24 protein-coding genes are annotated in these 21,598 nt (G+C 59.8%); 12 read left to right on the top strand and 12 right to left on the bottom strand.

What is annotated here, in order from left to right; genetic code table 11:
• Window positions 1–68 precede the first annotated feature (68 nt).
• Window positions 69–1,097 carry an AAA family ATPase gene (locus ASTEX_RS13170; RefSeq protein WP_218918631.1) on the top strand — a complete coding sequence of 343 codons (1,029 nt, stop codon included), beginning with the start codon at window positions 69–71 and terminating at the stop codon, window positions 1,095–1,097.
• A 195-nt stretch (window positions 1,098–1,292) separates the two neighbouring features.
• Here the strand turns inward: ASTEX_RS13170 and ASTEX_RS13165 are convergent, their stop codons facing one another.
• Both ASTEX_RS13165 and ASTEX_RS13160 read right to left on the bottom strand, forming a co-directional pair.
• Entirely contained in the window at window positions 1,293–1,661 is a 369-nt protein-coding gene (locus ASTEX_RS13165; RefSeq protein WP_245532566.1) for a helix-turn-helix transcriptional regulator, read from the bottom strand.
• Between the two features lie 7 nt (window positions 1,662–1,668).
• Window positions 1,669–2,853, bottom strand: coding sequence for a tyrosine-type recombinase/integrase (locus ASTEX_RS13160; protein WP_013480128.1), 1,185 nt, complete (start codon window positions 2,851–2,853; stop codon window positions 1,669–1,671).
• 180 nt (window positions 2,854–3,033) lie between these two features.
• On the opposite strand from ASTEX_RS13160, the gene istA reads away from it, so the two are divergent.
• The gene (gene istA, locus ASTEX_RS13155) at window positions 3,034–4,575 is read left to right on the top strand and encodes an IS21 family transposase (RefSeq protein ID WP_083805625.1); all 1,542 of its coding nucleotides are present in this window, start codon (window positions 3,034–3,036) and stop codon (window positions 4,573–4,575) included.
• A 14-nt stretch (window positions 4,576–4,589) separates the two neighbouring features.
• Window positions 4,590–5,330, top strand: a complete 741-nt coding sequence (gene istB / locus ASTEX_RS13150) for an IS21-like element helper ATPase IstB (RefSeq protein WP_013480126.1) — start codon at window positions 4,590–4,592, stop codon at window positions 5,328–5,330.
• 515 nt (window positions 5,331–5,845) lie between these two features.
• On the opposite strand, the gene guaA is transcribed toward istB, so the two are convergent.
• From guaA to guaB, 4 genes are all read right to left on the bottom strand, one after another.
• The gene (guaA, locus tag ASTEX_RS13145; protein WP_013480125.1) at window positions 5,846–7,396 is read right to left on the bottom strand and encodes a glutamine-hydrolyzing GMP synthase; all 1,551 of its coding nucleotides are present in this window, start codon (window positions 7,394–7,396) and stop codon (window positions 5,846–5,848) included.
• Between the two features lie 138 nt (window positions 7,397–7,534).
• Window positions 7,535–8,824, bottom strand: a complete 1,290-nt coding sequence (locus tag ASTEX_RS13140; protein ID WP_013480124.1) for an RsmB/NOP family class I SAM-dependent RNA methyltransferase — start codon at window positions 8,822–8,824, stop codon at window positions 7,535–7,537.
• Between the two features lie 9 nt (window positions 8,825–8,833).
• The gene (locus ASTEX_RS13135; RefSeq protein WP_013480123.1) at window positions 8,834–9,223 is read right to left on the bottom strand and encodes an MAPEG family protein; all 390 of its coding nucleotides are present in this window, start codon (window positions 9,221–9,223) and stop codon (window positions 8,834–8,836) included.
• Between the two features lie 12 nt (window positions 9,224–9,235).
• Entirely contained in the window at window positions 9,236–10,693 is a 1,458-nt protein-coding gene (gene guaB / locus ASTEX_RS13130) for an IMP dehydrogenase (RefSeq protein ID WP_013480122.1), read from the bottom strand.
• 227 nt (window positions 10,694–10,920) lie between these two features.
• On the opposite strand from guaB, the gene ASTEX_RS20550 reads away from it, so the two are divergent.
• Both ASTEX_RS20550 and ASTEX_RS13125 read left to right on the top strand, forming a co-directional pair.
• Window positions 10,921–11,064, top strand: coding sequence for a hypothetical protein (locus ASTEX_RS20550; RefSeq protein WP_013480121.1), 144 nt, complete (start codon window positions 10,921–10,923; stop codon window positions 11,062–11,064).
• A gap of 61 nt (window positions 11,065–11,125) precedes the next feature.
• Entirely contained in the window at window positions 11,126–12,190 is a 1,065-nt protein-coding gene (locus tag ASTEX_RS13125; protein ID WP_013480120.1) for a metallophosphoesterase, read from the top strand.
• A gap of 1 nt (window position 12,191) precedes the next feature.
• Here ASTEX_RS13125 and ASTEX_RS13120 read toward each other — a convergent pair whose 3' ends face one another.
• The 3 genes from ASTEX_RS13120 to ASTEX_RS13110 form a co-directional block, all read right to left on the bottom strand.
• Window positions 12,192–12,671: a polyhydroxyalkanoate granule-associated phasin gene (locus ASTEX_RS13120; protein WP_013480119.1), complete on the bottom strand. Its 480-nt coding sequence runs from the start codon at window positions 12,669–12,671 to the stop codon at window positions 12,192–12,194.
• A 19-nt stretch (window positions 12,672–12,690) separates the two neighbouring features.
• Entirely contained in the window at window positions 12,691–13,029 is a 339-nt protein-coding gene (locus ASTEX_RS13115; protein ID WP_013480118.1) for a DUF1523 family protein, read from the bottom strand.
• Window positions 13,030–13,103: 74 nt separating this feature from the next.
• Window positions 13,104–13,820 (bottom strand): RlmE family RNA methyltransferase, encoded by a 717-nt coding sequence (locus ASTEX_RS13110; protein ID WP_013480117.1) that lies wholly within the window; start codon window positions 13,818–13,820, stop codon window positions 13,104–13,106.
• Between the two features lie 89 nt (window positions 13,821–13,909).
• Between ASTEX_RS13110 and ASTEX_RS13105 the strand changes: the two genes are divergently transcribed.
• The 4 genes from ASTEX_RS13105 (at window position 13,910) to queA (ending at window position 16,440) form a co-directional block, all read left to right on the top strand.
• A complete protein-coding gene (locus tag ASTEX_RS13105) occupies window positions 13,910–14,281 on the top strand; it encodes a hypothetical protein (protein WP_013480116.1) in 372 nt (123 codons plus the stop codon).
• 58 nt (window positions 14,282–14,339) lie between these two features.
• Complete coding sequence (locus tag ASTEX_RS13100) at window positions 14,340–14,807, top strand: peptidylprolyl isomerase (RefSeq protein WP_013480115.1); 468 nt, start codon at window positions 14,340–14,342, stop codon at window positions 14,805–14,807.
• A 117-nt stretch (window positions 14,808–14,924) separates the two neighbouring features.
• Window positions 14,925–15,347 carry an STAS/SEC14 domain-containing protein gene (locus ASTEX_RS13095; RefSeq protein WP_013480114.1) on the top strand — a complete coding sequence of 141 codons (423 nt, stop codon included), beginning with the start codon at window positions 14,925–14,927 and terminating at the stop codon, window positions 15,345–15,347.
• A gap of 46 nt (window positions 15,348–15,393) precedes the next feature.
• On the top strand, window positions 15,394–16,440 hold the full coding sequence (queA, locus tag ASTEX_RS13090) for a tRNA preQ1(34) S-adenosylmethionine ribosyltransferase-isomerase QueA (RefSeq protein ID WP_013480113.1): 1,047 nt from the start codon (window positions 15,394–15,396) through the stop codon (window positions 16,438–16,440).
• Window positions 16,441–16,548: 108 nt separating this feature from the next.
• Here the strand turns inward: queA and ASTEX_RS13085 are convergent, their stop codons facing one another.
• On the bottom strand, window positions 16,549–17,682 hold the full coding sequence (locus tag ASTEX_RS13085) for a pyridoxal phosphate-dependent aminotransferase (protein ID WP_013480112.1): 1,134 nt from the start codon (window positions 17,680–17,682) through the stop codon (window positions 16,549–16,551).
• A 71-nt stretch (window positions 17,683–17,753) separates the two neighbouring features.
• Here ASTEX_RS13085 and ASTEX_RS13080 point away from each other — a divergent pair, with 71 nt between their 5' ends.
• A complete protein-coding gene (locus ASTEX_RS13080) occupies window positions 17,754–18,260 on the top strand; it encodes a GNAT family N-acetyltransferase (protein ID WP_013480111.1) in 507 nt (168 codons plus the stop codon).
• Window positions 18,261–18,281: 21 nt separating this feature from the next.
• Complete coding sequence (locus ASTEX_RS13075; protein ID WP_013480110.1) at window positions 18,282–18,872, top strand: hypothetical protein; 591 nt, start codon at window positions 18,282–18,284, stop codon at window positions 18,870–18,872.
• A gap of 4 nt (window positions 18,873–18,876) precedes the next feature.
• Here ASTEX_RS13075 and ASTEX_RS13070 read toward each other — a convergent pair whose 3' ends face one another.
• Window positions 18,877–19,419, bottom strand: a complete 543-nt coding sequence (locus ASTEX_RS13070) for a hypothetical protein (RefSeq protein ID WP_013480109.1) — start codon at window positions 19,417–19,419, stop codon at window positions 18,877–18,879.
• A 93-nt stretch (window positions 19,420–19,512) separates the two neighbouring features.
• Between ASTEX_RS13070 and tgt the strand changes: the two genes are divergently transcribed.
• Window positions 19,513–20,634: a tRNA guanosine(34) transglycosylase Tgt gene (tgt, locus tag ASTEX_RS13065; RefSeq protein WP_013480108.1), complete on the top strand. Its 1,122-nt coding sequence runs from the start codon at window positions 19,513–19,515 to the stop codon at window positions 20,632–20,634.
• A gap of 141 nt (window positions 20,635–20,775) precedes the next feature.
• On the opposite strand, the gene ASTEX_RS13060 is transcribed toward tgt, so the two are convergent.
• The gene (locus tag ASTEX_RS13060) at window positions 20,776–21,489 is read right to left on the bottom strand and encodes a hypothetical protein (RefSeq protein ID WP_013480107.1); all 714 of its coding nucleotides are present in this window, start codon (window positions 21,487–21,489) and stop codon (window positions 20,776–20,778) included.
• Window positions 21,490–21,598: the final 109 nt, after the last annotated feature.

Genomic DNA, 21,598 nt, shown 5'->3' with positions numbered 1-21,598 from the left:
CAAATACGCCCTATTTCCCCGACGACACCGATCTGGCGACCTTACCTCTAGCCGCCCTGGAAGCCGAGATGTCGCGCCTCGAAAAGCTCGTTAGCGCCGACAAGGAAACGCAGCGGCAATATAGTGCCCTGTCCACTCGCATCGCGACCGAAACCGCTGCATGGCAGACACTGACCGAAAAGCTCACCGACGCCAAGGGCGCACGCGAGCGTGCCGTAGCGCTTCAGACCGAGCGGGAAGCTGCCTACGGCCGAGCTATTGATGCTCTGGTAGCCGAGCAACAGGTGCTCGGTGCCCTTTATCAGCCCCTCATGCATCGCCTGGCCGCTGCCTCCGGAACCCTGAAGAAGCTTTCCTTCTCGGTCGCCCGCGTGGCCAATGTGGGGCAATGGGCCTCGGAAGCCGAAGATGGGCTGATCGACCTGAGGAAGGCCGGCGTCTTCAAAGGCAAGGGAACTTTGCTGCAAAAGGCCAACGAAACGCTGAAACGCGCTTGGGAGACCGGCGGGTCCACTGAAGTCGTTACCGCAATGGCGGAGTTTCGGCGGCTTTATCAAAAAGAGCTATTGGACCATTCTCCGGTCCCACATACGGATCAGGCGGAGTTTCGCGCATGGTCGAAGCGCTTCGCCCAGTGGCTTTTCAGCACGGACCACATCACCATTCGATACGGCATCGAATATGATGGCGTAGACATCCGCAAGCTGTCTCCAGGCACGCGGGGGATCGTCCTCCTCCTGCTCTATCTAGCCCTCGACGATCATGACAATCGTCCGCTGATAATCGATCAGCCGGAGGAAAATCTCGATCCAAAATCCGTGTTCGAGGAGTTGGTCAGCCTGTTCATCGCGGCCAAGGCACATCGGCAGGTCATCATGGTGACCCACAACGCAAACCTCGTGATCAACACCGACGCCGATCAGATCATCGTCGCGGAATCCGGGCCGCATCCTCATGGTGCTTTGCCCCCGATCACCTATCACTTTGGTGGCCTCGAGAATGGTGGCATCAGAAAGACGGTGTGCGATATACTCGAAGGCGGCGAAGGTGCCTTCCAAGAGCGCGCCCGCAGACTGCGGGTCAGGCTGGAACGATGACTTCGACAGATTCCACCGTCAAAAAATGGCTCAAGCTTCAGGCGGGAGGATATCCGAGCTTTCCCGTTCAAATTAAATCTACACTCCACGGTCCGGCGAACCATAGCAATGTCCGCTTTTGCACGCTTAGGGATGAGGTCAATGTCGCATTAGGGCCAGCGGCATCAAGCAATCCGCCACTGTTCTTACAGAGCGTCAGTCGGTGGACCTGACCGGCCTGGCTTTGCGCAACCTGACATCAGGCGTGACCACTTTCATCTTCTTTGACCGGCTCATTTCTTTGCGAGTCTCAAGCCAGGTTTCCACCTCGCTTAAATCCCAGACCGGTGATCGGGAGGTCAGGTAGAAGCGTTGCGGAAACTCGCCCTTACGCTCCATGTCATAAATCGTGCTGTCACTAAGCGGGACGATCTGTTTCAGTTCGTCCCGCCGGATTGCCCTTCGAATAGATCGCTGTTCCAAATAAGTCACCATTAAGCCCTTTCGTTTATGTATTTTTTCTATTCCCCAACTCGCTGCAACCCCTGAGGGGTTCAATGAGTGCGCACGGGTAATTAACGGCATCTCACGACTACAGACTGGGGTCAGGCACGTCCCATTCGACGGCGGGCGGCACGAGGACAGGCATGTATTTACGCCCCTCGATCCACGCATCGATCGTGTTCGCCCACTCCTGAAGCATATGACGGCGCTGCCGTTCGTACTCGGCTTTATTATAGGTGCCGCGTGAGGTACGGTTGTCCTCATGTGTGAGAGCCTTTTCGATCCAGTCCTTATTGAAGCCCAGTTCATTCAGCAGGGTGGATCCCGTTCGTCGTAGATCGTGGACGGTAAAAGGCTCCAGTGGTAGCCCCTCCCCTTTCGCCCGCTCGACGACGGCAGCGGTTATTCGGTTGAAGGTGGCATTCGACATCGGTTGATCAGCCTCGTACCGAGACGGAAGCAGGTAGGGCGAATTACCGGCACAGGTTTTCAGGGCAACCAAGATGTCCAGGGACTGTTGCGACAGATAGACATTGTGGTCGCGGTTCTTTTTCATTCGCTCCTTGGGAATGCTCCATACCGCATTCTCGAAATCCACCTCATCCCAGGTCGCAAAGCGTAACTCACTCTTGCGCACCATTGTGAGCAGTAGAAACTTCATCCCAAGACGGATAGTTGGCAAGGTAGCGATATGCTCAAGCTGGCCGAACAGAACCCGTATCTCTTTTGGTGATAAGGCCCGATCTCTGGGAACGAAGGTTGCAATTGTGGATGCACTGACTTCATCGGCGGGGTTAGCGACTTTTTCGCCGCGCGCGATTGCAAACATGTAGACCAGCCGAACAATCTCCCGTGCGTGAATGGCAGTTGCCGGCGCGCCCCGCGCCTTGACCTTTTCCAGCATCACGCGCAGGTCGGGGGGAAGGATTTCGGACATAAGGCGCCGATCAAAGACCGGTAGGATGTCGCGCTCATACACTGAACGACGCATGGCCCTCGTGCTATCGGCCATCCGATGTTCCGCGAACCATTTTTCGGCCCACTCGGAAAAGCTCTTCGCGGCCTTTCCGCGCTGTTTCTCCCGTTGCTTTTCGAGCGCTGGCGACAGCCCCTCTGCGATAGCACGCTTAGCGTCTATCAGCTTCTCACGAGCCCGTGCCAGTGAAAGGCCTGCGCCCCCGTAGCGCCCCAGGGTCAGGGTCTCTCTTCGCCCATTCAAACGGTAGTCCAGCCGGAACGTGATCGACCCCGTCGGCTGGACGATAACGTACATACTGCAGATTCCGGGATGATCGCGCCCAGCATTCCGATTTGATCCCGCCCATGATTCCGAGATGATGCCGCCCACCATTCCGAGATTATCCCGCCCAGTTGCGCGGTGATCTCGGGGCTCTCTTTCAGTGTTTAGATCGCTCCTTTTCAGGAGGGATCGATGCCGACGAAGAGGTTAGCCATGCGCCGGGTGCGCGAGATTTTGAGACTGACATTTGACGCAGGATTGGGCGGCCGCGAAGTGGCGCGTCGTATCGGCATAGCGCCATCGACGCTCCGGGAGATGTTGAAGCGCTATGCCAAGTCCGGAATGCCGTGGCCTCTGCCCATGGACCTGTCCGATCCGGGGCTGGAGCGTCGGCTTTACGGTGAAGGTGGCAGGAAGCAGGGTCATCGGCGTCTGCCTGAACCAGACTGGGCAACGCTGAACCGGGAGCTGAAGAAGAAGCACGTCACGCTTCAGATCCTCTGGGACGAATATATCGCCGCCAACCCCGACGGCTATGGTTATAGCCGGTTCTGCGACCTTTACCGGCACTGGGAAAGCCGTCTTCCGGTGACAATGCGGCAGACGCATCGAGGCGGCGACAAGCTATTCGTCGACTATGCCGGTGACAAGGTGCCGGTGATCATCGACCGCCGCACGGGCAAGACGCAGGACGCACATCTCTTTGTCGCCGTCATCGGCGGCTCGAGCTTGAGTTTTGCACTGGCGACCTGGACGGAGAAGCTTCCGGACTGGATCGAGGGCCACGTCCAAGCCCTGGCCTTCTTAGGCGGCGTGCCGGCCCTGATCGTGCCGGACAATCCCAAGGTCGCCGTCATCAAGGCTTGTTTCTACGATCCGCAAATCAACCGCACCTACGCCGATCTGGCCGCCCACTACGGCGCGGCGATCTTGCCGGCCCGACCGCGCCGGCCGCGCGACAAGGCCAAGGTCGAAGCCCTGGTGCGGATCGTTGAGCGTTGGTTGTTGGGCAAGCTGCGGAACCAACGGTTCTATAGCCTGGCCGACGTTAATGCTGCGATCGGCGACATGCTGACCGGGCTGAATGAAAAACGGATCTTGCGCCACCAGAACCGGACACGGCGTCAGTTGTTCGACGAGATCGATGCACCGCGGCTAAAGCCGTTGCCCGCAGAAGCCTATGTCTTGGCGGAATGGAAAGTGCGCAAGGTCGGTCTCGACTATCACGTCGACTTCGATGGCCACTTTTACTCCGTCCCGTACCGCCATGCCCGCGCGGACGTTGAGCTACGCGCCACAGCGCGTACGATCGAGATATTCTTGAAAGGCGAGCGGATCGCCGCGCACATGCGCGGATCCGCCAACGGCAAACACACTACCTTGCCTGAACACATGCCCTCCAGTCACCGTCGATACGCCGGCTGGACCATCGAGCGGATCCAGAAGGAGGCCGCCGGGATCGGTCCCGGTACTGAGGTCTTCTGCACGAGGGTGCTTGAGAGCCGCACCCACCCCGAACAGGGCTTCAGGACCTGCCTCGGCGTCATCAGGATGGCGAAGCGCTACGGCGCCGACCGCCTGGAAAACGCTTGTCTGCGCGCGCTTGAGATCGGCGCCATGAACTACGGCTCAGTCAAATCTATCCTCGACAACCATCTCGACGGGCAGCCGGCACCGCGGCGCCGGCGTAGCGATGATGATCAAACCCTTGATCTGCTGCACACCAATATCCGCGGTTCAACCTACTACCACTGAAAGGAGATACCGACTTGCTGACGCATCCTACCTTCGACCAGCTCAATGCGATGGGGCTCTACGGCATGGCCAAGGCATTCCACGATATGGCCGCCAATCCCGACGCCGACAGTCTTGGCCACGCCGAATGGCTGGCCATGCTGCTCGACCGCGAACTGGCTTTACGACATGACAGGCGCCTCAGCGCGCGACTGCGCTACGCCAAGCTTCGCCACCAGGCCGCGCCGGAAGACATCGACTACCGCGCCGAGCGCGGCCTGGACCGCCGCCAGATCAACGAACTGCTGACCGGCAAATGGATCGACAACTTCGAAAACCTGATCCTTGAAGGACCGACTGGCGTCGGCAAGAGTTGGCTCGCCTGCGCCCTCGGACACAAGGCCTGCAGGGACAACCGCTCCGTTCTCTACGTACGCGCGCCCAAGCTCTTCGACGAACTGGCGTTAGCCCATGGCGATGGATCCTTCGCCAGGCGCCTGAAATCCCTGGGCGCCGTCGAACTGCTTATCCTGGACGACTGGGGGCTCGAACCTCTGGATGCCCAAGCCCGGCACGATCTGCTCGAAATCCTCGAAGATCGATACGGCCGCCGGTCAACCCTAGTCACCAGCCAACTGCCTGTCGCTGAATGGCATAACCTTATCAGCCACGCCACCTACGCCGACGCCATACTCGATAGGCTGGTCCATAACGCCCATCGCATCGACATCAAAGGCGACTCGATGCGCCGCATCAAGACTACCAAACCTACTTGACCAAGACGGCAACTCATAGCCATTACTGAATGACTGAAAGTGCGCCCAAGGTGGGCGCCATCAGATCAGAATGCTGGGCGCCATCATCCTGGAATGAGTGGGCGGCATCATCGGAATCCGCAGTACATACCGTCACGGTCGGCAACTTTATAGATTTTATCCCTTGGTTTCAAACTCTTAAGCGCAGCGTCTGTTAGCATACCCTCGCCTCCAAAGCGGTAATATTTTAACAAACGAGACAAAAAATACCGTCACCCCGAAATCGCACTTTCGGAAGTCGTTTTCTCTCGTTCTTTCAGTGAGTTAGGGCAAAAAAAATACCGTCAGAGCCCTTAGCACCCTGACGGTATATTCAATTCTCGGCGGTATCAAGCTGACGGTATACCCTCGCCTACGCCGTCATACTATTCGCGTGCGCCTCAAAGGCTATCGATAGCTCCAGACATTTTATTATTTAAATACAAGAGATTACAGCGTATTTAAGGGTATGGCAGGGTGCGAAAAAGGGATCGTTTTTATTCCCACTCGATCGTGCCGGGGGGCTTTGACGTCACGTCGTAAACGACGCGATTCACCCCCCTCACCTCATTGACGATGCGGGTGGCGCAGCGGCCCAGCACCGGCCACGGGAACTCATAGAAGTCCGCCGTCATGCCGTCCGAAGAGGTCACCGCGCGCAGGGCCAGCACGTCCTCATAGGTGCGCGCATCGCCCATTACGCCTACGGTTTTCACCGGCAGCAGCACGGCAAAGGCCTGCCAGATATCGTTGTAGAGGCCGGCCTTGCGGATTTCATCGAGATAGATGGCGTCGGCGTCCTGAAGCGTCCTGACCTTTTCCGGCGTCACTTCGCCGGGGATGCGGATAGCCAGACCCGGTCCGGGGAACGGGTGGCGGCCAACAAAGGCTTCGCTGAGGCCCAGTTCGCGGCCCAGAGCGCGCACCTCGTCCTTGAACAGTTCGCGTAAGGGTTCGACCAGCTTCAGCTTCATATAGTCGGGCAGACCGCCGACATTGTGGTGGCTCTTGATGACGGTCGAAGGCCCGCCGTGCGGCGAGACGCTTTCGACCACGTCGGGATAAAGCGTGCCCTGAGCGAGGAATTCCGCGCCGTCGATTTTGGCGGCCTCTTCGTCGAAGACCTCGATAAACAGGCGGCCGATGGTCTTGCGCTTCTGTTCCGGGTCGGACAGGCCCTTGAGCGCGCCCAGAAACTTGTCCTGTGCCTGCACATGGATCAGCGGGATGTTGTAGTGATCGCGGAACAGCGACACCACCTGCTCGCCTTCGTTCTTGCGCAGCAGGCCCGTATCGACAAACACACAAGTCAGTTGCTCGCCGATGGCTTCGTGGATCAGCACGGCGGCGACCGACGAGTCCACCCCACCCGACAGACCGCAGATGACGCGACCTGACCCGACCTGAGCCCGGATCTTTTCGATCATCTCCTGACGGAAGGCGGCCATGGTCCAGTCGCCCTTAAGTCCCGCGACCTCAAACAGGAAGTTGCGGATCATCTGAGTGCCGCGCACCGTGTGCACCACTTCGGGGTGGAACTGCACGGCGTAAAAACGGCGGGCCTCATCGGCAATGGCCGCGAAGGGCGCGCCTTCGGAGACGGCAATGACCTTGAAGCGTTCGGGGATGGCGGTAACGCGGTCGCCGTGGCTCATCCACACGATCTCCTTGTCGCCCGGCTTGCCCAGTCCGCGGAACAGCGGCGTGTCGGCGGCGATTTCGATTTCGGCGCGGCCAAATTCGCGGTCATGCCCGCTTTCGACCTTCCCCCCCAGAAGGTCGCACATCAGTTGCTCGCCATAGCAAATGCCGAATACCGGGAGGCCCATATCAAACAGGGCTTTATCAACGGTCGGACCGGCTTCGACGACGCTGTGCGGCGACCCGGACAGGATGACCGCATTGGGGGCCACACTTTTGATCGCCTCAGCGGCCTTGGTGAAGGGGTGGATTTCGCAATAGACGCCGCATTCGCGCACGCGCCGCGCGATGAGCTGGGTCACTTGCGATCCGAAATCAATAATCAGGACTTTTTCGTGATGCGACATGCGTCGGTCTTTCTTTGGGTTTTGGAACCACAGATTACACGGACTACACAGATTAAGAGTCGGACGAAAATTCTTTGCATTCTCGGCGCGAAGCGTCCAATCTGTGTGATCTGTGTAATCTGTGGTTACCGACCTTTCTTACGGCTTGCGCCGGTATAGCGAAACAAAGAACCCGTCCGTGTGACTGGTTCCGGGGCTGAGGCGCAGGCGATGTCCCTGCGCAATATTTTTCAATGTCTCTGCGCCTTCGGGCGTAACTGCGGCGCTGTCCAGCGCTTCGGCGACCGGCCGTGGTGTAAACCACGGGTGGTCGGCTTCGAAGCGGTCGGCGGTCATCTCGTTTTCGTCCGGCAGGATCGAGCAGGTGGCATAGGCCAAAAGCCCGCCCGGCTTCACCAGACGCGAGGCGCGGTGCAGGATGGCGCTTTGCAATTCATGCAGGCGCGCCACCTCTTGCTCTTGCAGCTTGTGCGCGGTTTCGGGCCGGCGACGCCAAACGCCTGAACCAGAACACGGCGCATCGACCAGCACCAGATCCGCCTGTGCCTCAAGGTCTTCCATACCCTCGCCGTCCGGGCCGAGCTGGCGCAATTCCGCCTCCAGACCGGCGCGGGTCAGGCGCGGCTTTATATTGTTGAGGCGCGTCTTTTCGACGTCCGAGGCGATCAAACGGCCCTCACCCTGCATGGCTTGCAACAGAGCCAAAGTCTTGCCGCCGCCCCCGGCGCAATAATCGACCACCGTCATGCCGGGCATAGCCCCGGCGAGAAAACCCGCCAGTTGAGAGCCTTCATCCTGAATTTCGATCGTACCCTGCCGGAAGGCTGGCAGCGCGCGCACATTCGGCGGCGGATCGGCGGGCAGACGCACGCCAAAAGCGGAAAACGGCGTCGGTTCAGGCCTATAGCCCAGCATTTCCAGCCCGGCGATCAGCGGCGCGCGGTCGCCATTGACGCGCAGGTCGATGGGCGCTCGCGGCAGCATCAGGGCCTCGGCCTCTTTTAGCCAGTCGTCGCCATAGACGCTTTTAAGACGCTCAACGACGAAAGCCGGCAAACCGGATTCCAGCCATTCGGGCGCTTCACCATCCCCAGCCTCCAGTCGCTTGCGTTCCGCAACTGACAGTTTTGGCGGGGCATAGCCTTCGCCGGTATAGAGGTCGTCGATCTCGGAAAGGCTTACGCCGTCAAGGAAGTGCAGCGCCCCCAGCACCAGCGCACGGCCCGCCGAAGAATCCATTGCAAAAGACAAGCGTTCGCGCGCACGCAGACACTGATAGACCTTATCGGCAATGGCGCGGCGGTCCTTTGACCCGGCATAGCGGTTATTGCGGCCCCAGTCCTTCAGCACCTCTTCGGCCGGACGGCGCGTCTTGCTCAGAAGGTCGAGAATATCGGAAGCGGCTTGCAGACGGGCGGCGGGGGTCACTCTTTATCCTTACGCAAAACAGGTCCAGACGCACATGCCGATACCCACCAGCGAGAGCAGGTAAAAGGCACTGCGCAGCTTGGTGCCCAGGGCATAGGCCGGAAAATAGGCGACACGCGCCAGCAGATAGATATGGGCCCCCAGCCGCGAAATGTCGTTCGACTTACCCGCAAAAGCCAAGGCAATAACGATTACCGCGAAAAACGGGAAGGTCTCCAGATAGTTCTGATAGGCGCGACGCATCCGCCCAGCGGCGGGACCAATATCAAACGCTTCGTCGCGCGGACTGGCGTTCCATTGGAAATAACCCGGTTTGAAGGCGGGCGCGACGGCAGCGATAAGGGTCTGAGCCACGCCCCACAGGGCGGCAAAGACCAGAACCTGTAATTCCACCGTCATGCCCGCACTCCCTTACTGGCGATAGTTGGGGGCTTCGCGCGTGATCATCACGTCGTGGACGTGGCTTTCGCGCAGGCCCGCATTCGTGATGCGCACAAACTTCGCCCGCTTCTGGAACTCTTCGATGGTCGGGGCGCCGACATAGCCCATCGAGGCGCGCAGGCCGCCCACCAACTGATGGATGACCGGCGCGATAGGGCCCTTGTACGGCACCTGACCCTCGATGCCTTCCGGCACCAGCTTCATCGAATCCTGCACGTCCTTCTGGAAATAGCGGTCGGCCGAGCCGCGGGCCATGGCCCCGACACTGCCCATGCCGCGATAGGACTTATAGGAGCGGCCCTGATATAGGATGATCTCGCCCGGCGCTTCTTCGGTGCCCGCGAACATCGACCCCAGCATGGCCGTCGAAGCCCCGGCGGCAATGGCCTTGGCCAGATCGCCCGACAGCTTGATACCACCATCGGCGATGATGGGCACGCCCGTGTCTCTGGCGGCGCGCACGCAGTCGGCCACAGCGGTCAATTGCGGCACGCCGACACCGGCAACCATGCGCGTGGTGCAGATCGAGCCCGGCCCGATCCCCACCTTTACGCCATCGGCCCCGGCATCGATCAGGGCGCGCGTCGCCTCATAGGTGGCGACGTTACCCGCAACGATCTGAACGTGGTTGTATTCGCGCTTAAGGCGCTCAACCGCCTGCCCGACCAGCGACGAGTGGCCATGCGCCGTGTCGATGACCAGCACGTCCACCCCGGCGTCGATCAGGAATTGCGAGCGCTCATAGCCCGCATCGCCGACGGTTGAGGCGGCCCCGACCAGCAGGCGACCGGACTCGTCCTTGGCCGCTGTGGGATAGGCCTGCGCCTTTTCCATATCCTTGACGGTGATCAGGCCGACGGCGCGATAGGCGTCATCGACGACGATGATGCGCTCAATGCGGTGCAGCGCCATCAACTCACGCGCCTTGTTCTGATTGACGCCCTCGGTCACAGTGATCAGGGCGTCGCGCGTCATCAGATCGGCTGCGGTCTTTGAGCCGTCGGTTTCGAAGCGGATGTCGCGGTTGGTCAGTATGCCGACCAGCTTATTGGTGTCACGCTCGACCACCGGGAAGCCCGAAATATGGCGCCGCGCGATGATGTCACGCACTTCGCTGAGCGTCGTTTCGGGATGGATAGTCACCGGATTGATGACCATGCCCGACTCGTAACGCTTCACTTCGCGGATTTCCTCGGCCTGACGCTCATTCGACAGGTTGCGGTGGATGATCCCCAGACCCCCGGCCTGCGCCATAGCCACAGCCAGACGTGCCTCAGTCACGGTGTCCATCGCCGATGAGACCAGCGGGATGTTGAGTTTGATGGTGCGGGTGAAGCGGGTCTTCGTATCGACCTGAGTGGGCACCACGTCCGAGGGACCGGGCTCCAGCAAAACGTCGTCGAAGGTTAGGCCTTCGCGTATATCCATAAGGGACTCTCCATTTTGCGGGTTGGGCTTAAGCGAAACGCCGCGCCGCGTAAAGAGGGGGCGCGTCACTTTTGGGGAAATATTGTTTCAGACGCGCGTATCAACACGGCAAACCTTTGCTTAACCGTGTTTGTTGGCGGCCTGTTCAGCCTTTACGGTTAAGCTATCCACAGCGGTCCACTTGTCTGCCCGCCCCTATCTGTCTGCCTCGTCTGAAAGACACCCCCATGAGCCAGTTGAAAATCCGCACCGAGTATTGCATCGCCTGCTGGCTGGTGGAACTGTCCTATGGGCTGACCGCTTTCTTCCGTCAGGCGCGATTTAAGACGATGATGCGAGCCCACCGCCTGAAGCTGAAGCTGGCGGTTTAATTCCTGTTTCTTGTATCTGTCACAGAGGCGGATTAGCCTGCGGAGACTTCCGGAGGTACTGATGAAGCGTCTGTCGATCATTGCGGCCCTTGCCCTGTCCGCCAGTTTGAGCGGCTGCGCCCTGCTCCCCGCCGCCTCACCGGCGCGGGTCGATTTCGTCGTCATCAATGACACGCCCTATGACGATACAGACCGCGCCATGCTGGCTCAGGCGATACCGGCAGTGAAAGCGCAAACGCCTCCCTTTATCCTGCACGTCGGCGATACGCAGTCGGGCGGCGAAGTCTGCGGCCCGCCGGATGCGGCCTTTGCCCGCCTGCTGTCTGATCTCAAGCCCATTCCGGTCTTTTACACGCCCGGCGATAACGAATGGACCGACTGCGACCGTAAGGATGATCCGGCGACAGGGCACAAATTCTCCGAATTGCAAAGGCTGGAGGGCCTGCGTCAGCGCTTCTTTGCCACGCCGCCGGTCAGCGACGGTAAGTGGCACTATGCGCAACAGGCGGACATGCCGGAAAATGCCCGCTTCGATTACGGGCGTTTCGTTGTGGTGACGTTGAATGTGGTCGGTACCAATAATGGCCGTGATCTGGTCATGGGCGACGATTTAAGTGTGGCGGCCAGCGCTGCCGATGCGCGCGACACTCGCAATATCATTTGGCTGAAAGCCGCCTTTACCCATGCCCGCAAACGCGGTGCCGCCGCGGTCATCGTCGCCACGCAGGCCGATATGTTCAATCAAAAGGCTGAGGCGCGCTTTGTCCCCTGTCACGACGTGGTCGCCGACGACAAGCGCCTGTGCGACGGCTTCCTGCCGGTGCGGGTGGCCCTGATCCGTGAAAGCCGCGCCTTCGGCAAGCCGGTCTTTCTGATCCACGGTGACACCTCGCCCTTTACCCTGACGCAGGGCGACCTGCCCGGCGACAGCCCGTCGGACAAGGCCGGCAATCTGTGGCGGCTGAACGCGGCGGGCGATGCCGGATCGGACAAGGACAAAAGCTGGGGCGTGCGCGATGTGACCACGGTTAGCATCGACCTATCTAGGGCGCAGCCCCTCACCTCACGCGGCCTGCTGACCGGCGAAGTACCGGGCCGTGCGACGCCGGGCCCGGACGCGGATTGAGTTATTTGCGTTTTTTCAGACGCTTGGCATTGGCCACGGCACGGCTATGCACCGGTTTCAGGCCATGCTCGGTAAGCGCCGCCGCCTTGCCGGACAGATCGGCAGCGTGATTAACGCCGCGCATCACGCTGTCGGCCAGCCGCGCCTGATGCGTCAGGGCCTCTGCCGCTGAACGGCTGGTGGCCAGCGCGGTCAGGCTGTGGCCCATGTCCATCATGTTGTGAAAGGCCTGTGTGCTGACCTCTTGGTTGAGGCGCATCCAGTACTGGCTCATCGCCATCAGCGATTCGGTTCCGGCTTCGAGCTTTTCCTGCCCCATCAGGGTGAATTCGCGCTGATCCTCCGCACTGGGGATAGCGTCGGCATTGGCCATGCGGTTGACGCGGTGGGTGATGACCTCCGCCGAAGCCATCAGCATTTCCGAACTTTTGAGCGCCAGAGACGTCCAGGCAAAGAACGGATTAAGCGGTAATCTGGTCATTCGTTTCCTTGTGGTACGCTTACTGATCAGCCGGTTCGGCCGTGGTTATATTTCGGTACAGAGATAACACAGGAACACGAAAACCATAATAGTTTATGCGGTAGCGAGCGGGCCGGTTCAGCTTGCCCTGAAGATCGGAAGAGTCGAACTTCAGATAGTGGAGACTGTCCGTATTGCGAAAGGTGCCGGAGGAAGTGAAGACCAGATAGACGTCTCTGCCGCCTTCACGTTTCGTAGTCGTGCCGGTGACTTCGACCACCGCTTGCCCGTGGCTCCAGTACGGTATCGTCGCCCAGCCCAGCACCGCCACGGTCAGAACCGCCAGAACGGTCAGAGCTATCGTCTTCAATCGTCTCATCGTGCGCCCTCTTCTGCCCGGCATTTCGGGCGGGGCGGGCTAAAGAGGCAATATGGTTCCTACCCTTTGAACCCCTACCCTTTGAACCCTTGCGCCACGATGTAGATTTCTGACGAATCCGCCCGGCTCGACTTCGGCTTGAAGTGCTTCACATCGCGGAAGGCGAGTTTCAGCTTGAGCAGCAGATGCTCCGTCTCACCGCCCTGAAAGGCCTTGGCGACGAACGCTCCGCCGGGCTTGAGATTGTCCAGCGCGAAATCCGACGCCAGTTCCAGAAGCCCCATGATCTTGAGGTGGTCGGTCTGACGGTGGCCGACCGTATTGTGCGCCAGATCGGACAGCACCACGTCCGGCTTATCGCCCATCATCTCCATCAGCCGCGCCGGAATGGCTGGATCGGTGAAGTCGGCTTCGATCATGTCGGCGCCGGGAATGGGATCGACGGGCAGCAGGTCCACCCCCACCACGTGCGCCGCGCCGCGCGACTGGGCCATCTGCACCCAGCCGCCCGGTGCGCAGCCGAGATCGACCACGCGCGCACCGCGCTTGAGGATGTGAAAGCGGTCGTCGATTTCCTGTAGCTTAAAGGCGGCGCGCGAGCGCCAGCCCTCGGCCTTGGCCTTCTGCACAAAGGGGTCGTTCAGTTGCCGCTCCAGCCATTTGGCAGAAGACTGCGTGCGCTGCTTTGCGGTTTTGACCGCCGTGTGGCCCTTGGCGCGACCGGACAGGTTGCCGCCTGCGGGCGGCTTGACCATGCGGCGGCGCGGTTCTTCGGGGGTGTCGTTACTCATGGGGTGTCTATAACGGGTTTTGTCGCACACGGAAAATCATTTTGCCTTTATGGCCGGGCCTGTACGGTCGGCCGCAAAAGGAGCCCCTCATGCGCCTGACGCCCCTGCTCGTCCCTGTTCTGATCGCCGCGGCCTTAGGGGCCTGCAAGCCCGTGGCCGTCAGCGAAGAGGATCAGTCCTACGCCACCGCCGAATCCGTGGCCGCTGTCGATGCCTCCGAAGCGCCTCTGGCCTATGCCGAACCGACGCTGAACCCCAAAAGCGCCTCAACCGCCACCTGTCTGGAAGAAAAAGGCCAACTCGAAGCCGAGAAGCTGGTGCAGCGCTGCCGCGCCGTCAGCCCGGCCACGCACCCGCCCTGCAACGTCCAGAACCCTTGCCCGATGATCGAAGATGAGATCAAACGATCCTGCGCACTTTACGGGCCGGACGAGCAAAAGCCGGCGGAATGCACCGGATAGGATTTGTCAAAGCCCGACGAATAGCCTATTTCAGCCGCAAACCTCAATTGGAGCCCCCATGTCCGAAGATCTGGAAAACACCCTCATCCTGACGCTGGAAAGCGGTGACGTGCGTATCAAGCTGCGCCCCGACCTCGCCCCCAATCACGTCGCCCGCATCAAGGAACTGTGCCGTCAGGGTTTCTATGACGGTATCGTCTTCCACCGCGTCATTCCGGGCTTCATGGCTCAGGGCGGCGACCCGGAAGGTCAGGGCTATGGCGGTTCGGGCAAGAAGCTGAAGGCCGAGTTTTCGCGTGAGCCGCACGTGCGCGGCGTCTGCTCGATGGCGCGTTCGCAAAACCCCGACTCGGCCGACAGCCAGTTCTTCATCTGCTTTGCCGATGCCCGCTTCCTCGATGGCCAATACACCGTCTGGGGTGAAGTGACAGAAGGCATGGAACACGTCGATGCCCTGCCCAAGGGAGAGCCGCCGCGCGCGCCGGGCAAGATCGTCAGCTTCAAGGTCGCCGCTGACGCCGCCTGAGGCGTGTCGGTTACCCTGTAAAGCCCACCGGTCGGACACCTGTCCGGCCGGTTTTTTGTTTACGAACAAGGTGACGCTAAGTTAACACAGGACATAACAACCACGGAGCCATCTCCCATGCCCCCGCGCTCCCGCCTGAATTTCTCACAGAACGACGAACAGAAACGCATCACTATTCGCTATATCGGTGATCTGGACGGTCAGGAGATCGTCAACGGCATCGCGCGTTATCTCGAAACCGTGGGCGAGGTCTGGCTTTACGACATCATTATCGACATGCGCCGCTTTGAGGGTTTCGTGCCGTTTGAGGAACTGGGGCGGCTGGCGCGCGAATGGGCCACCATTGCACACGGTCGAGATATGGGGCGTAAGGTGGCCATCATCAGTCAGGACCCGCTGGTTCTGGCGCGTGCCAAGGCCTATCCCGCCACCTTCCCCACCCGCGTCATCCGTATCTTTGCCGAGATGATCGACGGTGAAAACTGGATCGAAGGCAAGGAGACCCCCGCCGCTGCCCAAGACACGCCGCGCGCGTCTTGATTTGAGCGCTCTTGCTTTTTGGGTCGCAATCGCCTTTTAAGCAGGCATGAAGGTTTCCGATTTCGATTTTGACCTACCTGAGGATCGCATCGCACTTCGTCCTGTCACCCCGCGCGAGGCCGCCCGCCTGCTGCGCGTCGATGGTGTTGTGCGCGAAGACTGGCGCGTCGGTGATCTGCCGTCGCTTCTGAAGGCCGGTGACCTGCTGGTTATCAATAATACGCGCGTCCTGCCGACCCAACTCAAAGGCACCCGTGTGCGCGAGGGCCAGACGGTGGCGTTCGAGGCCACCCTGATCAAGTCGCTGGATGGCCAGCGTTGGCAAGCCTTTCTGAAACCCGGCCGCCGCATCCGCGAAGGCGACACCCTGCGTTTCGACGACCTCAGCGCCCGTGTCCTGTCAAAAGACGAAGACGGCGTCTATGTCTTGCGCTTCGAGCAGGCGGCGTCTGAGGTATTGAACGGTCTGCACCGACTGGGTGGGATGCCGCTGCCGCCCTATATCCGCTCCAAACGTCCGGAGGATGAGCAGGACAAAAGCGACTATCAGACGGTCTTTGCCCGTGACGAAGGCTCCGTCGCCGCCCCGACCGCCGGGCTGCATTTCACGCCGGAACTGCTGCAAGCGTTGCGGGACAAGGGGGTGCTGTTCGAAGAAGTCACCCTGCACGTTGGTGCCGGGACCTTCCTGCCGGTTAAGGTGGAAGACACCAAAGACCACAGGATGCACGCCGAATTCGGCGTCGTGTCAGCCGACTCGGCTGCCCGCATCAATGCTGCCCGCGTTGCCGGAGGCCGCATCATCGCCATCGGCACCACCGCCCTGCGCCTGATCGAAAGCGCCTGCGACGCCGATGGCCGCATCCATCCGTTCAGCGGCGACACCGACATCTTCATCACGCCGGGCGTGCCGGTGCGCTCCGCCGATATGCTGTGGACCAATTTCCATCTGCCGAAATCGACCCTGTTCATGCTGGTCTGTGCCTTCGCCGGCACCGAAGCTATGAAGGCGGCCTATGCACACGCCATCAACAGCGGGTATCGCTTCTTTTCGTATGGCGATGCGAGCTTGTTGACGAATAAATCAAGATAAGATGACGCAGGGGCCGCAGGCCCCTGCACCCCAATACTTGGAGCAAGCAGACTATCCGTTGTGCTCGGAATATGTGATGGGGTGCAGGGGTCTGCGACTCCTGCATCTTTAAGGACTTTTCGCCTTAAACCACGGCACCAGGCGCGTGATCGCGTCCTCGACCTCATCCGCCGAAACGGCAAAGCTGAAGCGGATAAAGCGGTGCCCTTCGACCGGATCGAAGTCGATGCCGGGCGCGGTGCAGACGCCTGTATCATTAAGCAGCGCCTTGCAGAAGGACAGGCTGTCATCGGTCAGATGCCCAATATCGGCATAGATATAGAAGGCCCCGTCGGGCGGTGCGATGCGGCTCAGACCCAGTTGCGGCAAGGCATCGAGCAGCAGACGGCGATTGCGACGATAGGTTTGGACATGCCCATCCAGTTCCGCGCGGCTGTCGAGCGCGATTAGCCCGGCGTGCTGGCTGAGCGAGGGCGCGGTCAGAAACAGGTTGCCGACATAGGCGCGTGCAGCGGCGACATGGCTTTCGGGGGCTAAGCACCAGCCAAGCCGCCAGCCGACCATGCTGAAATATTTGGAAAAACTGCTGACCACCCAGGCGTCTGGCGCGTGTTCGAGCAACGACCGCGCCGGGGCTTCATAGGTCAGGCCGTGATAGATTTCGTCCGACAGGATGCGGATACCGCGCGATCGGCACACCTCCGCTATGGCCTTGAGTTCGTCAGGCGCTATGACCGTGCCGGTGGGGTTGGCCGGGCTGGCGATAATCACGCCATCCGGAGCCGGATCGAGCGTGCTCAGCGCCTCGGCGGTCAGTTGAAAGCGCACTTCCGGCCCACAAGGGATTTCGATCGGCACCATGTTCAGCGCCTTCAGCACATTGCGATAGGCCACATAGCCGGGCCGCGCGAGCGCGATACGCGCCCCCGGTTTAAAGCCCGCACTGAGCGCCAGCACCAGAGCGGGGGACGCCCCGCAGGTCAGAATAAAGCGCTCCGGATCGACACTGACGCCGTAGCTGCCGAGATAATGCTTCGCCAGCCGCGCCTTCAAGGGCGTGCTTTCCCAATAGCCCATGCCGTCGCTGTCGAGAATACGATGCGCGGCCTCAATCGCGGCTTTCGGCGCGCCGGTTGAGGGCTGTCCGAACTCCATATGGATGATGGAGCGCCCCTGATCCTTGAGGGCGTGGGCCAGCCGGCTGATCTCTATGGCGTAGAAGGGGGCGATATCTGCGGTCATACCCGCTTATAACGCAGGATACGGTGTGCGCCAGATTGCCGCTTCAAGAAAAGCAAGATACCCCTTTGACTATGATCGAAACCCCTCGCCTGATCCTCCGTCCGCACGTCCTTGACGACTATAACGGCCTGTGTGCCATGTTCGGCGACCCGGACTTTTACCGCCTCTCAGGCCTCACGCCGCAGTCGCCGGAAGAGGTGTGGCACCGCCTGCTGCGCTACATGGGGCACTGGACGGCCTTTGGCTGGGGCCTGTTCGCCGCCATCGAAAAGGATACAGGGCGGTTTGTAGGGGATACGGGTCTGGCCGACTTCCACCGCGGTCTGGGGCCCAATTTCGACCTGTCGCCCGAAGCCGCTTGGGCCATTACGCCCGCCTGTCAGGGCCGGGGCTATGCTCTGGAGGCCGTGCGGGCCGCCCACGACTGGTTTGACGCCACACACCCGCAACGCACCGTGTGCATTATCGACCCGTCCAATACGCCGTCGCAAAAGGTGGCAGCCGCATTGGGGTACCAAGCCTTTGGCGACGCAACCTATAAGGGTCACAAAGTCACCCAATTCGAGCGACATCCGTGACCTCAAACAGATAGGGATGTCATGACGATTGGCATGGGGATTTTGTGGGGCGGGTTGATCGGTGCGCCTCCGCTTGCTTATCTGATCCATCGCTTCTGGCGGCATAAACGCCACAAACTCCTGCCAGTCTCCTTCGCTGTTTTGCCCGTGGTCGCCCTAGCTTGGGCCGTGGGTTTGCGCTTCACCTCTCCCCTCGTCAATATGACCGCCTTGGCGCTGGCCTACGCAGCCTACGCCTTTCTTGCGTGGGAAGGCTGGGGCATAGGCGACAGTCGCATCGGATTTCGTATGATCATAAAATTCGTGACCGCCCTGCCGATTGTATTCGGATATTTTATGGCCACGTTTGGCTTTCCTTTGCTCTTATTCATATCGTTCGGTTTGGATGACGGTAATAAGCACACTGAAATTTTGGAACCGGGTATTGGGTGTGAAATTCGCACACAGTCAGGTGGACCCTCATGGGGTACTACGGTCGTCTCCGTGCACCGCGAACTGACGCCGTTTTTGCGTTGGGAACGCGCTCATCAGCGCCTTTCTGAGGAAGAGGCTGTATACAGACGCGCGTCTGATCTGTGCAGAGACGCCTACACCAAATGGCGCAACAGTTGAGTTTTCAATATCGTGCTGTTGGGGGAATCCGCTTTGCACAATATTGGCGAAAAGGTCCGGATTTCGTGTAGTCGGGCGGGGAATATAGCCTGCTGTAGTCACCCCGCTCCAGCGGGCGTGACGTCACCGGATTTCGATTGACAGCACGCACTACCAAAAATGCGCCCCTGAGCCCCTCTACCAACATACCGGACTTAGGGAACCGTGCCTGCGCCCATCCTAAATACTCAGAGGTCACCTTTTGTAATGGGGCTTCAATACGGAACATATCCGTTTCAATCGCTAAACTCTGAAGATCATCGGGATCAATAACAGGCCCGTTTACGTCACTCCATAAGCGGATCCCTCTCGCTTCGACACTCAAATCGCCATTGTCCTCACAGGTCAAAGACAGCTCCTCATAAGGGTAACTGCCGCTATCAACGTCATAGAGAACCAAAACACCTTCATTTGCACGGTCGTAGCGCCATTCCAGTTTTTCTTTGGCGTGGGCAATGGGGGCGAGAAGAACAAAGCTCACGCCTGCGACCCATAGATGTATCTTCATCACTCCCTCCCTTGTCGTATCAGAAGGTGTAACTTCGACAGCCAACTTGCAACCGCTTTGACTTAGAGATTGAGGGCGTCTAATACCCCGCCCATGTCCGCATTCCCTTTTGAAATCTCCGCTTCCGATGGTCAGGCCCGCACCGGCGTGCTGAAAACGCCGCGTGGCGACATCCCGACCCCTATCTTCATGCCCGTAGGCACCGCCGCTACGGTCAAGGCCCTGACGCTCGACATGGTGCGTCAGAGCCACGCCAAAATCATCCTCGGCAACACCTATCACCTGATGCTACGCCCGTCGGCCGAGCGTGTTAAGCGGCTGGGCGGCCTGCACAAATTCATGGGCTGGGACGGCCCCATCCTCACCGATTCCGGCGGCTTTCAGGTGATGAGCCTGTCGCAAATCTCCAAAGTCACCGAAGAGGCCGTGACCTTTCAGAGCCATATCGATGGCTCAAAGCACGTCCTGTCCCCGGAACGCTCGATGGAGATTCAGGCCGACCTGCTGGGCTCTGACATCGTCATGCAACTCGATGAGTGCGTTTCATGGCCCGCCGACGAAGCGCGCGCGCAAAACGCGCTGCAACTGTCGGCGCGCTGGGGCCTGCGATCGAAACAGGCGTTTGGGCAGCGCGACACGCAGGCCCTGTTCGGCATTCAGCAGGGCTCGACCTTTGAGAGCCTACGCCGCGAATCGACCGACCGTCTGCTGGAGATCGGCTTTGACGGCTATGCCATCGGCGGTCTGGCTGTTGGTGAAGGTCATGAGGCCATGTGCGACACGCTGGAATACTGCGCGCCGCTCCTGCCGTGGAACCGTCCGCGCTACCTCATGGGAGTAGGCAAGCCGATTGATCTGGTCGAAGGCGTGGCGCGTGGCGTCGATATGTTCGACTGCGTCCTGCCAACGCGCTCTGGTCGCCACGGTCAGGTGTGGACATGGGAAGGTCCGATCAACATCAAAAACGCTCGCTTTGCCGAGGACGACACTCCGCTGGATGCCGCCAGCGACTGTCCGGCCAGCCGCGACTATTCCAAGGCCTATCTGCACCACCTGTTCAAGGCGGAGGAAATCCTGGGGCAGGTGCTATTAAGCTGGCACAACATTGCCTTCTTTCAGGCCCTGATGATCCGCATGCGCGACGCTATCGCGGCAGGTGAGTTTCAGGCCTTCCGTACGTGGTTCCACGAAACGCATCTGAAAACGTCCGCCTAAACCATTGTGTTAACATTATGATTTCGTATTCGCCTCACCTCGCGCTGGGGACGTGCTACGCCACCTTGGCCGCCGCCTCAATGGCGGCGGTCGAAATCATCCCGCTTTAACGCTAATGGGCGCTTTAAGATCGCAGTGTAATTATTTGCGCTTGTTAATTTTTCGCAATGTCGGTGCCGCGGCCGGGTTCGGATCGACCACTTCTTCCACCGTCACACGGGCCTGCTTAGGGACAAACCACGACGGCGCTGCCGGCGGGGAACAGTTCTTGTTCATGCCGACACCTTTCAGATAGGCCCGGCGGACATTACCCGCGGCAATGGCGCGGTCCATCGACTTCTGGTGTTTTTCGGCACCCGTCATCTTGCGGATCAGGCCGCGCATAGGCAACACGTCGGTGGCCGCTGAACGCACAGCCGTCAGGGTCGCATCCGACGCCATCTTGCCACCGCGTGAAGTCATGGTGCCTTCCGGGGGCGGAGGCTCATCAAAATCCGGCCCCAGCGCCTGATCCAATAGGGCCACCTCGCCCGCGATGGATTCGCAATTCTCCAAATTGGCGAGATCGTACGTATTTTTAGACGCCCGCATCAAAACCGGGGGGATTTCCTTGCGTTTCAGGTTGAGATCGACCAACGGCGCGGTGATGGCGTCTCCGAAACCGTCACCCACATCCGAAGCGCTCTTGCGCATGGTTTGACTAAAAGTCGGATCATTTTTCGTCTTGGGATCGTTGGCCTCAACAGGATGAGATGCGACGATCTGCACCTTGTCAGGCTTGCTCGCGCAGGCGCTAAGGGGGCCGAAGAGGCACGCGATTCCGCCAAAAGCCGAAGCGATACGCCACATCTTCATTCTGAATGTCCCTCCGCGCACCCTGCTGTACGCCATTTATCTACAACACAACACATAAAACTTGAACCTTGCGCTTGCGCAAACAAAAACTCCCCACTATGAAGACCGC

The organism is Asticcacaulis excentricus CB 48, from assembly GCF_000175215.2.
GTDB lineage: Bacteria > Pseudomonadota > Alphaproteobacteria > Caulobacterales > Caulobacteraceae > Asticcacaulis > Asticcacaulis excentricus.
Note: the sequence above shows the minus strand (reverse complement) of the source record. Positions and strands in the feature narration are given on the sequence as shown.

Bases quoted from the DNA above. Each gene is read 5' to 3' on its own strand.
- ASTEX_RS13170 (WP_218918631.1), top strand. From the start codon at position 69: ATGTCGCGCCTCGAAAAGCTCGTTAGCGCCGACAAGGAAACGCAGCGG.
- ASTEX_RS13165 (WP_245532566.1), bottom strand. From the start codon at position 1,661: ATGCCGTTAATTACCCGTGCGCACTCATTGAACCCCTCAGGGGTTGCA.
- ASTEX_RS13160 (WP_013480128.1), bottom strand. From the start codon at position 2,853: ATGTACGTTATCGTCCAGCCGACGGGGTCGATCACGTTCCGGCTGGAC.
- istA (WP_083805625.1), top strand. From the start codon at position 3,034: ATGCGCCGGGTGCGCGAGATTTTGAGACTGACATTTGACGCAGGATTG.
- guaA (WP_013480125.1), bottom strand. From the start codon at position 7,396: ATGTCGCATCACGAAAAAGTCCTGATTATTGATTTCGGATCGCAAGTG.
- ASTEX_RS13135 (WP_013480123.1), bottom strand. From the start codon at position 9,223: ATGACGGTGGAATTACAGGTTCTGGTCTTTGCCGCCCTGTGGGGCGTG.
- guaB (WP_013480122.1), bottom strand. From the start codon at position 10,693: ATGGATATACGCGAAGGCCTAACCTTCGACGACGTTTTGCTGGAGCCC.
- ASTEX_RS20550 (WP_013480121.1), top strand. From the start codon at position 10,921: ATGAGCCAGTTGAAAATCCGCACCGAGTATTGCATCGCCTGCTGGCTG.
- ASTEX_RS13125 (WP_013480120.1), top strand. From the start codon at position 11,126: ATGAAGCGTCTGTCGATCATTGCGGCCCTTGCCCTGTCCGCCAGTTTG.
- ASTEX_RS13120 (WP_013480119.1), bottom strand. From the start codon at position 12,671: ATGACCAGATTACCGCTTAATCCGTTCTTTGCCTGGACGTCTCTGGCG.
- ASTEX_RS13115 (WP_013480118.1), bottom strand. From the start codon at position 13,029: ATGAGACGATTGAAGACGATAGCTCTGACCGTTCTGGCGGTTCTGACC.
- ASTEX_RS13110 (WP_013480117.1), bottom strand. From the start codon at position 13,820: ATGAGTAACGACACCCCCGAAGAACCGCGCCGCCGCATGGTCAAGCCG.
- ASTEX_RS13105 (WP_013480116.1), top strand. From the start codon at position 13,910: ATGCGCCTGACGCCCCTGCTCGTCCCTGTTCTGATCGCCGCGGCCTTA.
- ASTEX_RS13100 (WP_013480115.1), top strand. From the start codon at position 14,340: ATGTCCGAAGATCTGGAAAACACCCTCATCCTGACGCTGGAAAGCGGT.
- ASTEX_RS13095 (WP_013480114.1), top strand. From the start codon at position 14,925: ATGCCCCCGCGCTCCCGCCTGAATTTCTCACAGAACGACGAACAGAAA.
- queA (WP_013480113.1), top strand. From the start codon at position 15,394: ATGAAGGTTTCCGATTTCGATTTTGACCTACCTGAGGATCGCATCGCA.
- ASTEX_RS13085 (WP_013480112.1), bottom strand. From the start codon at position 17,682: ATGACCGCAGATATCGCCCCCTTCTACGCCATAGAGATCAGCCGGCTG.
- ASTEX_RS13080 (WP_013480111.1), top strand. From the start codon at position 17,754: ATGATCGAAACCCCTCGCCTGATCCTCCGTCCGCACGTCCTTGACGAC.
- ASTEX_RS13075 (WP_013480110.1), top strand. From the start codon at position 18,282: ATGACGATTGGCATGGGGATTTTGTGGGGCGGGTTGATCGGTGCGCCT.
- ASTEX_RS13070 (WP_013480109.1), bottom strand. From the start codon at position 19,419: ATGAAGATACATCTATGGGTCGCAGGCGTGAGCTTTGTTCTTCTCGCC.
- tgt (WP_013480108.1), top strand. From the start codon at position 19,513: ATGTCCGCATTCCCTTTTGAAATCTCCGCTTCCGATGGTCAGGCCCGC.
- ASTEX_RS13060 (WP_013480107.1), bottom strand. From the start codon at position 21,489: ATGAAGATGTGGCGTATCGCTTCGGCTTTTGGCGGAATCGCGTGCCTC.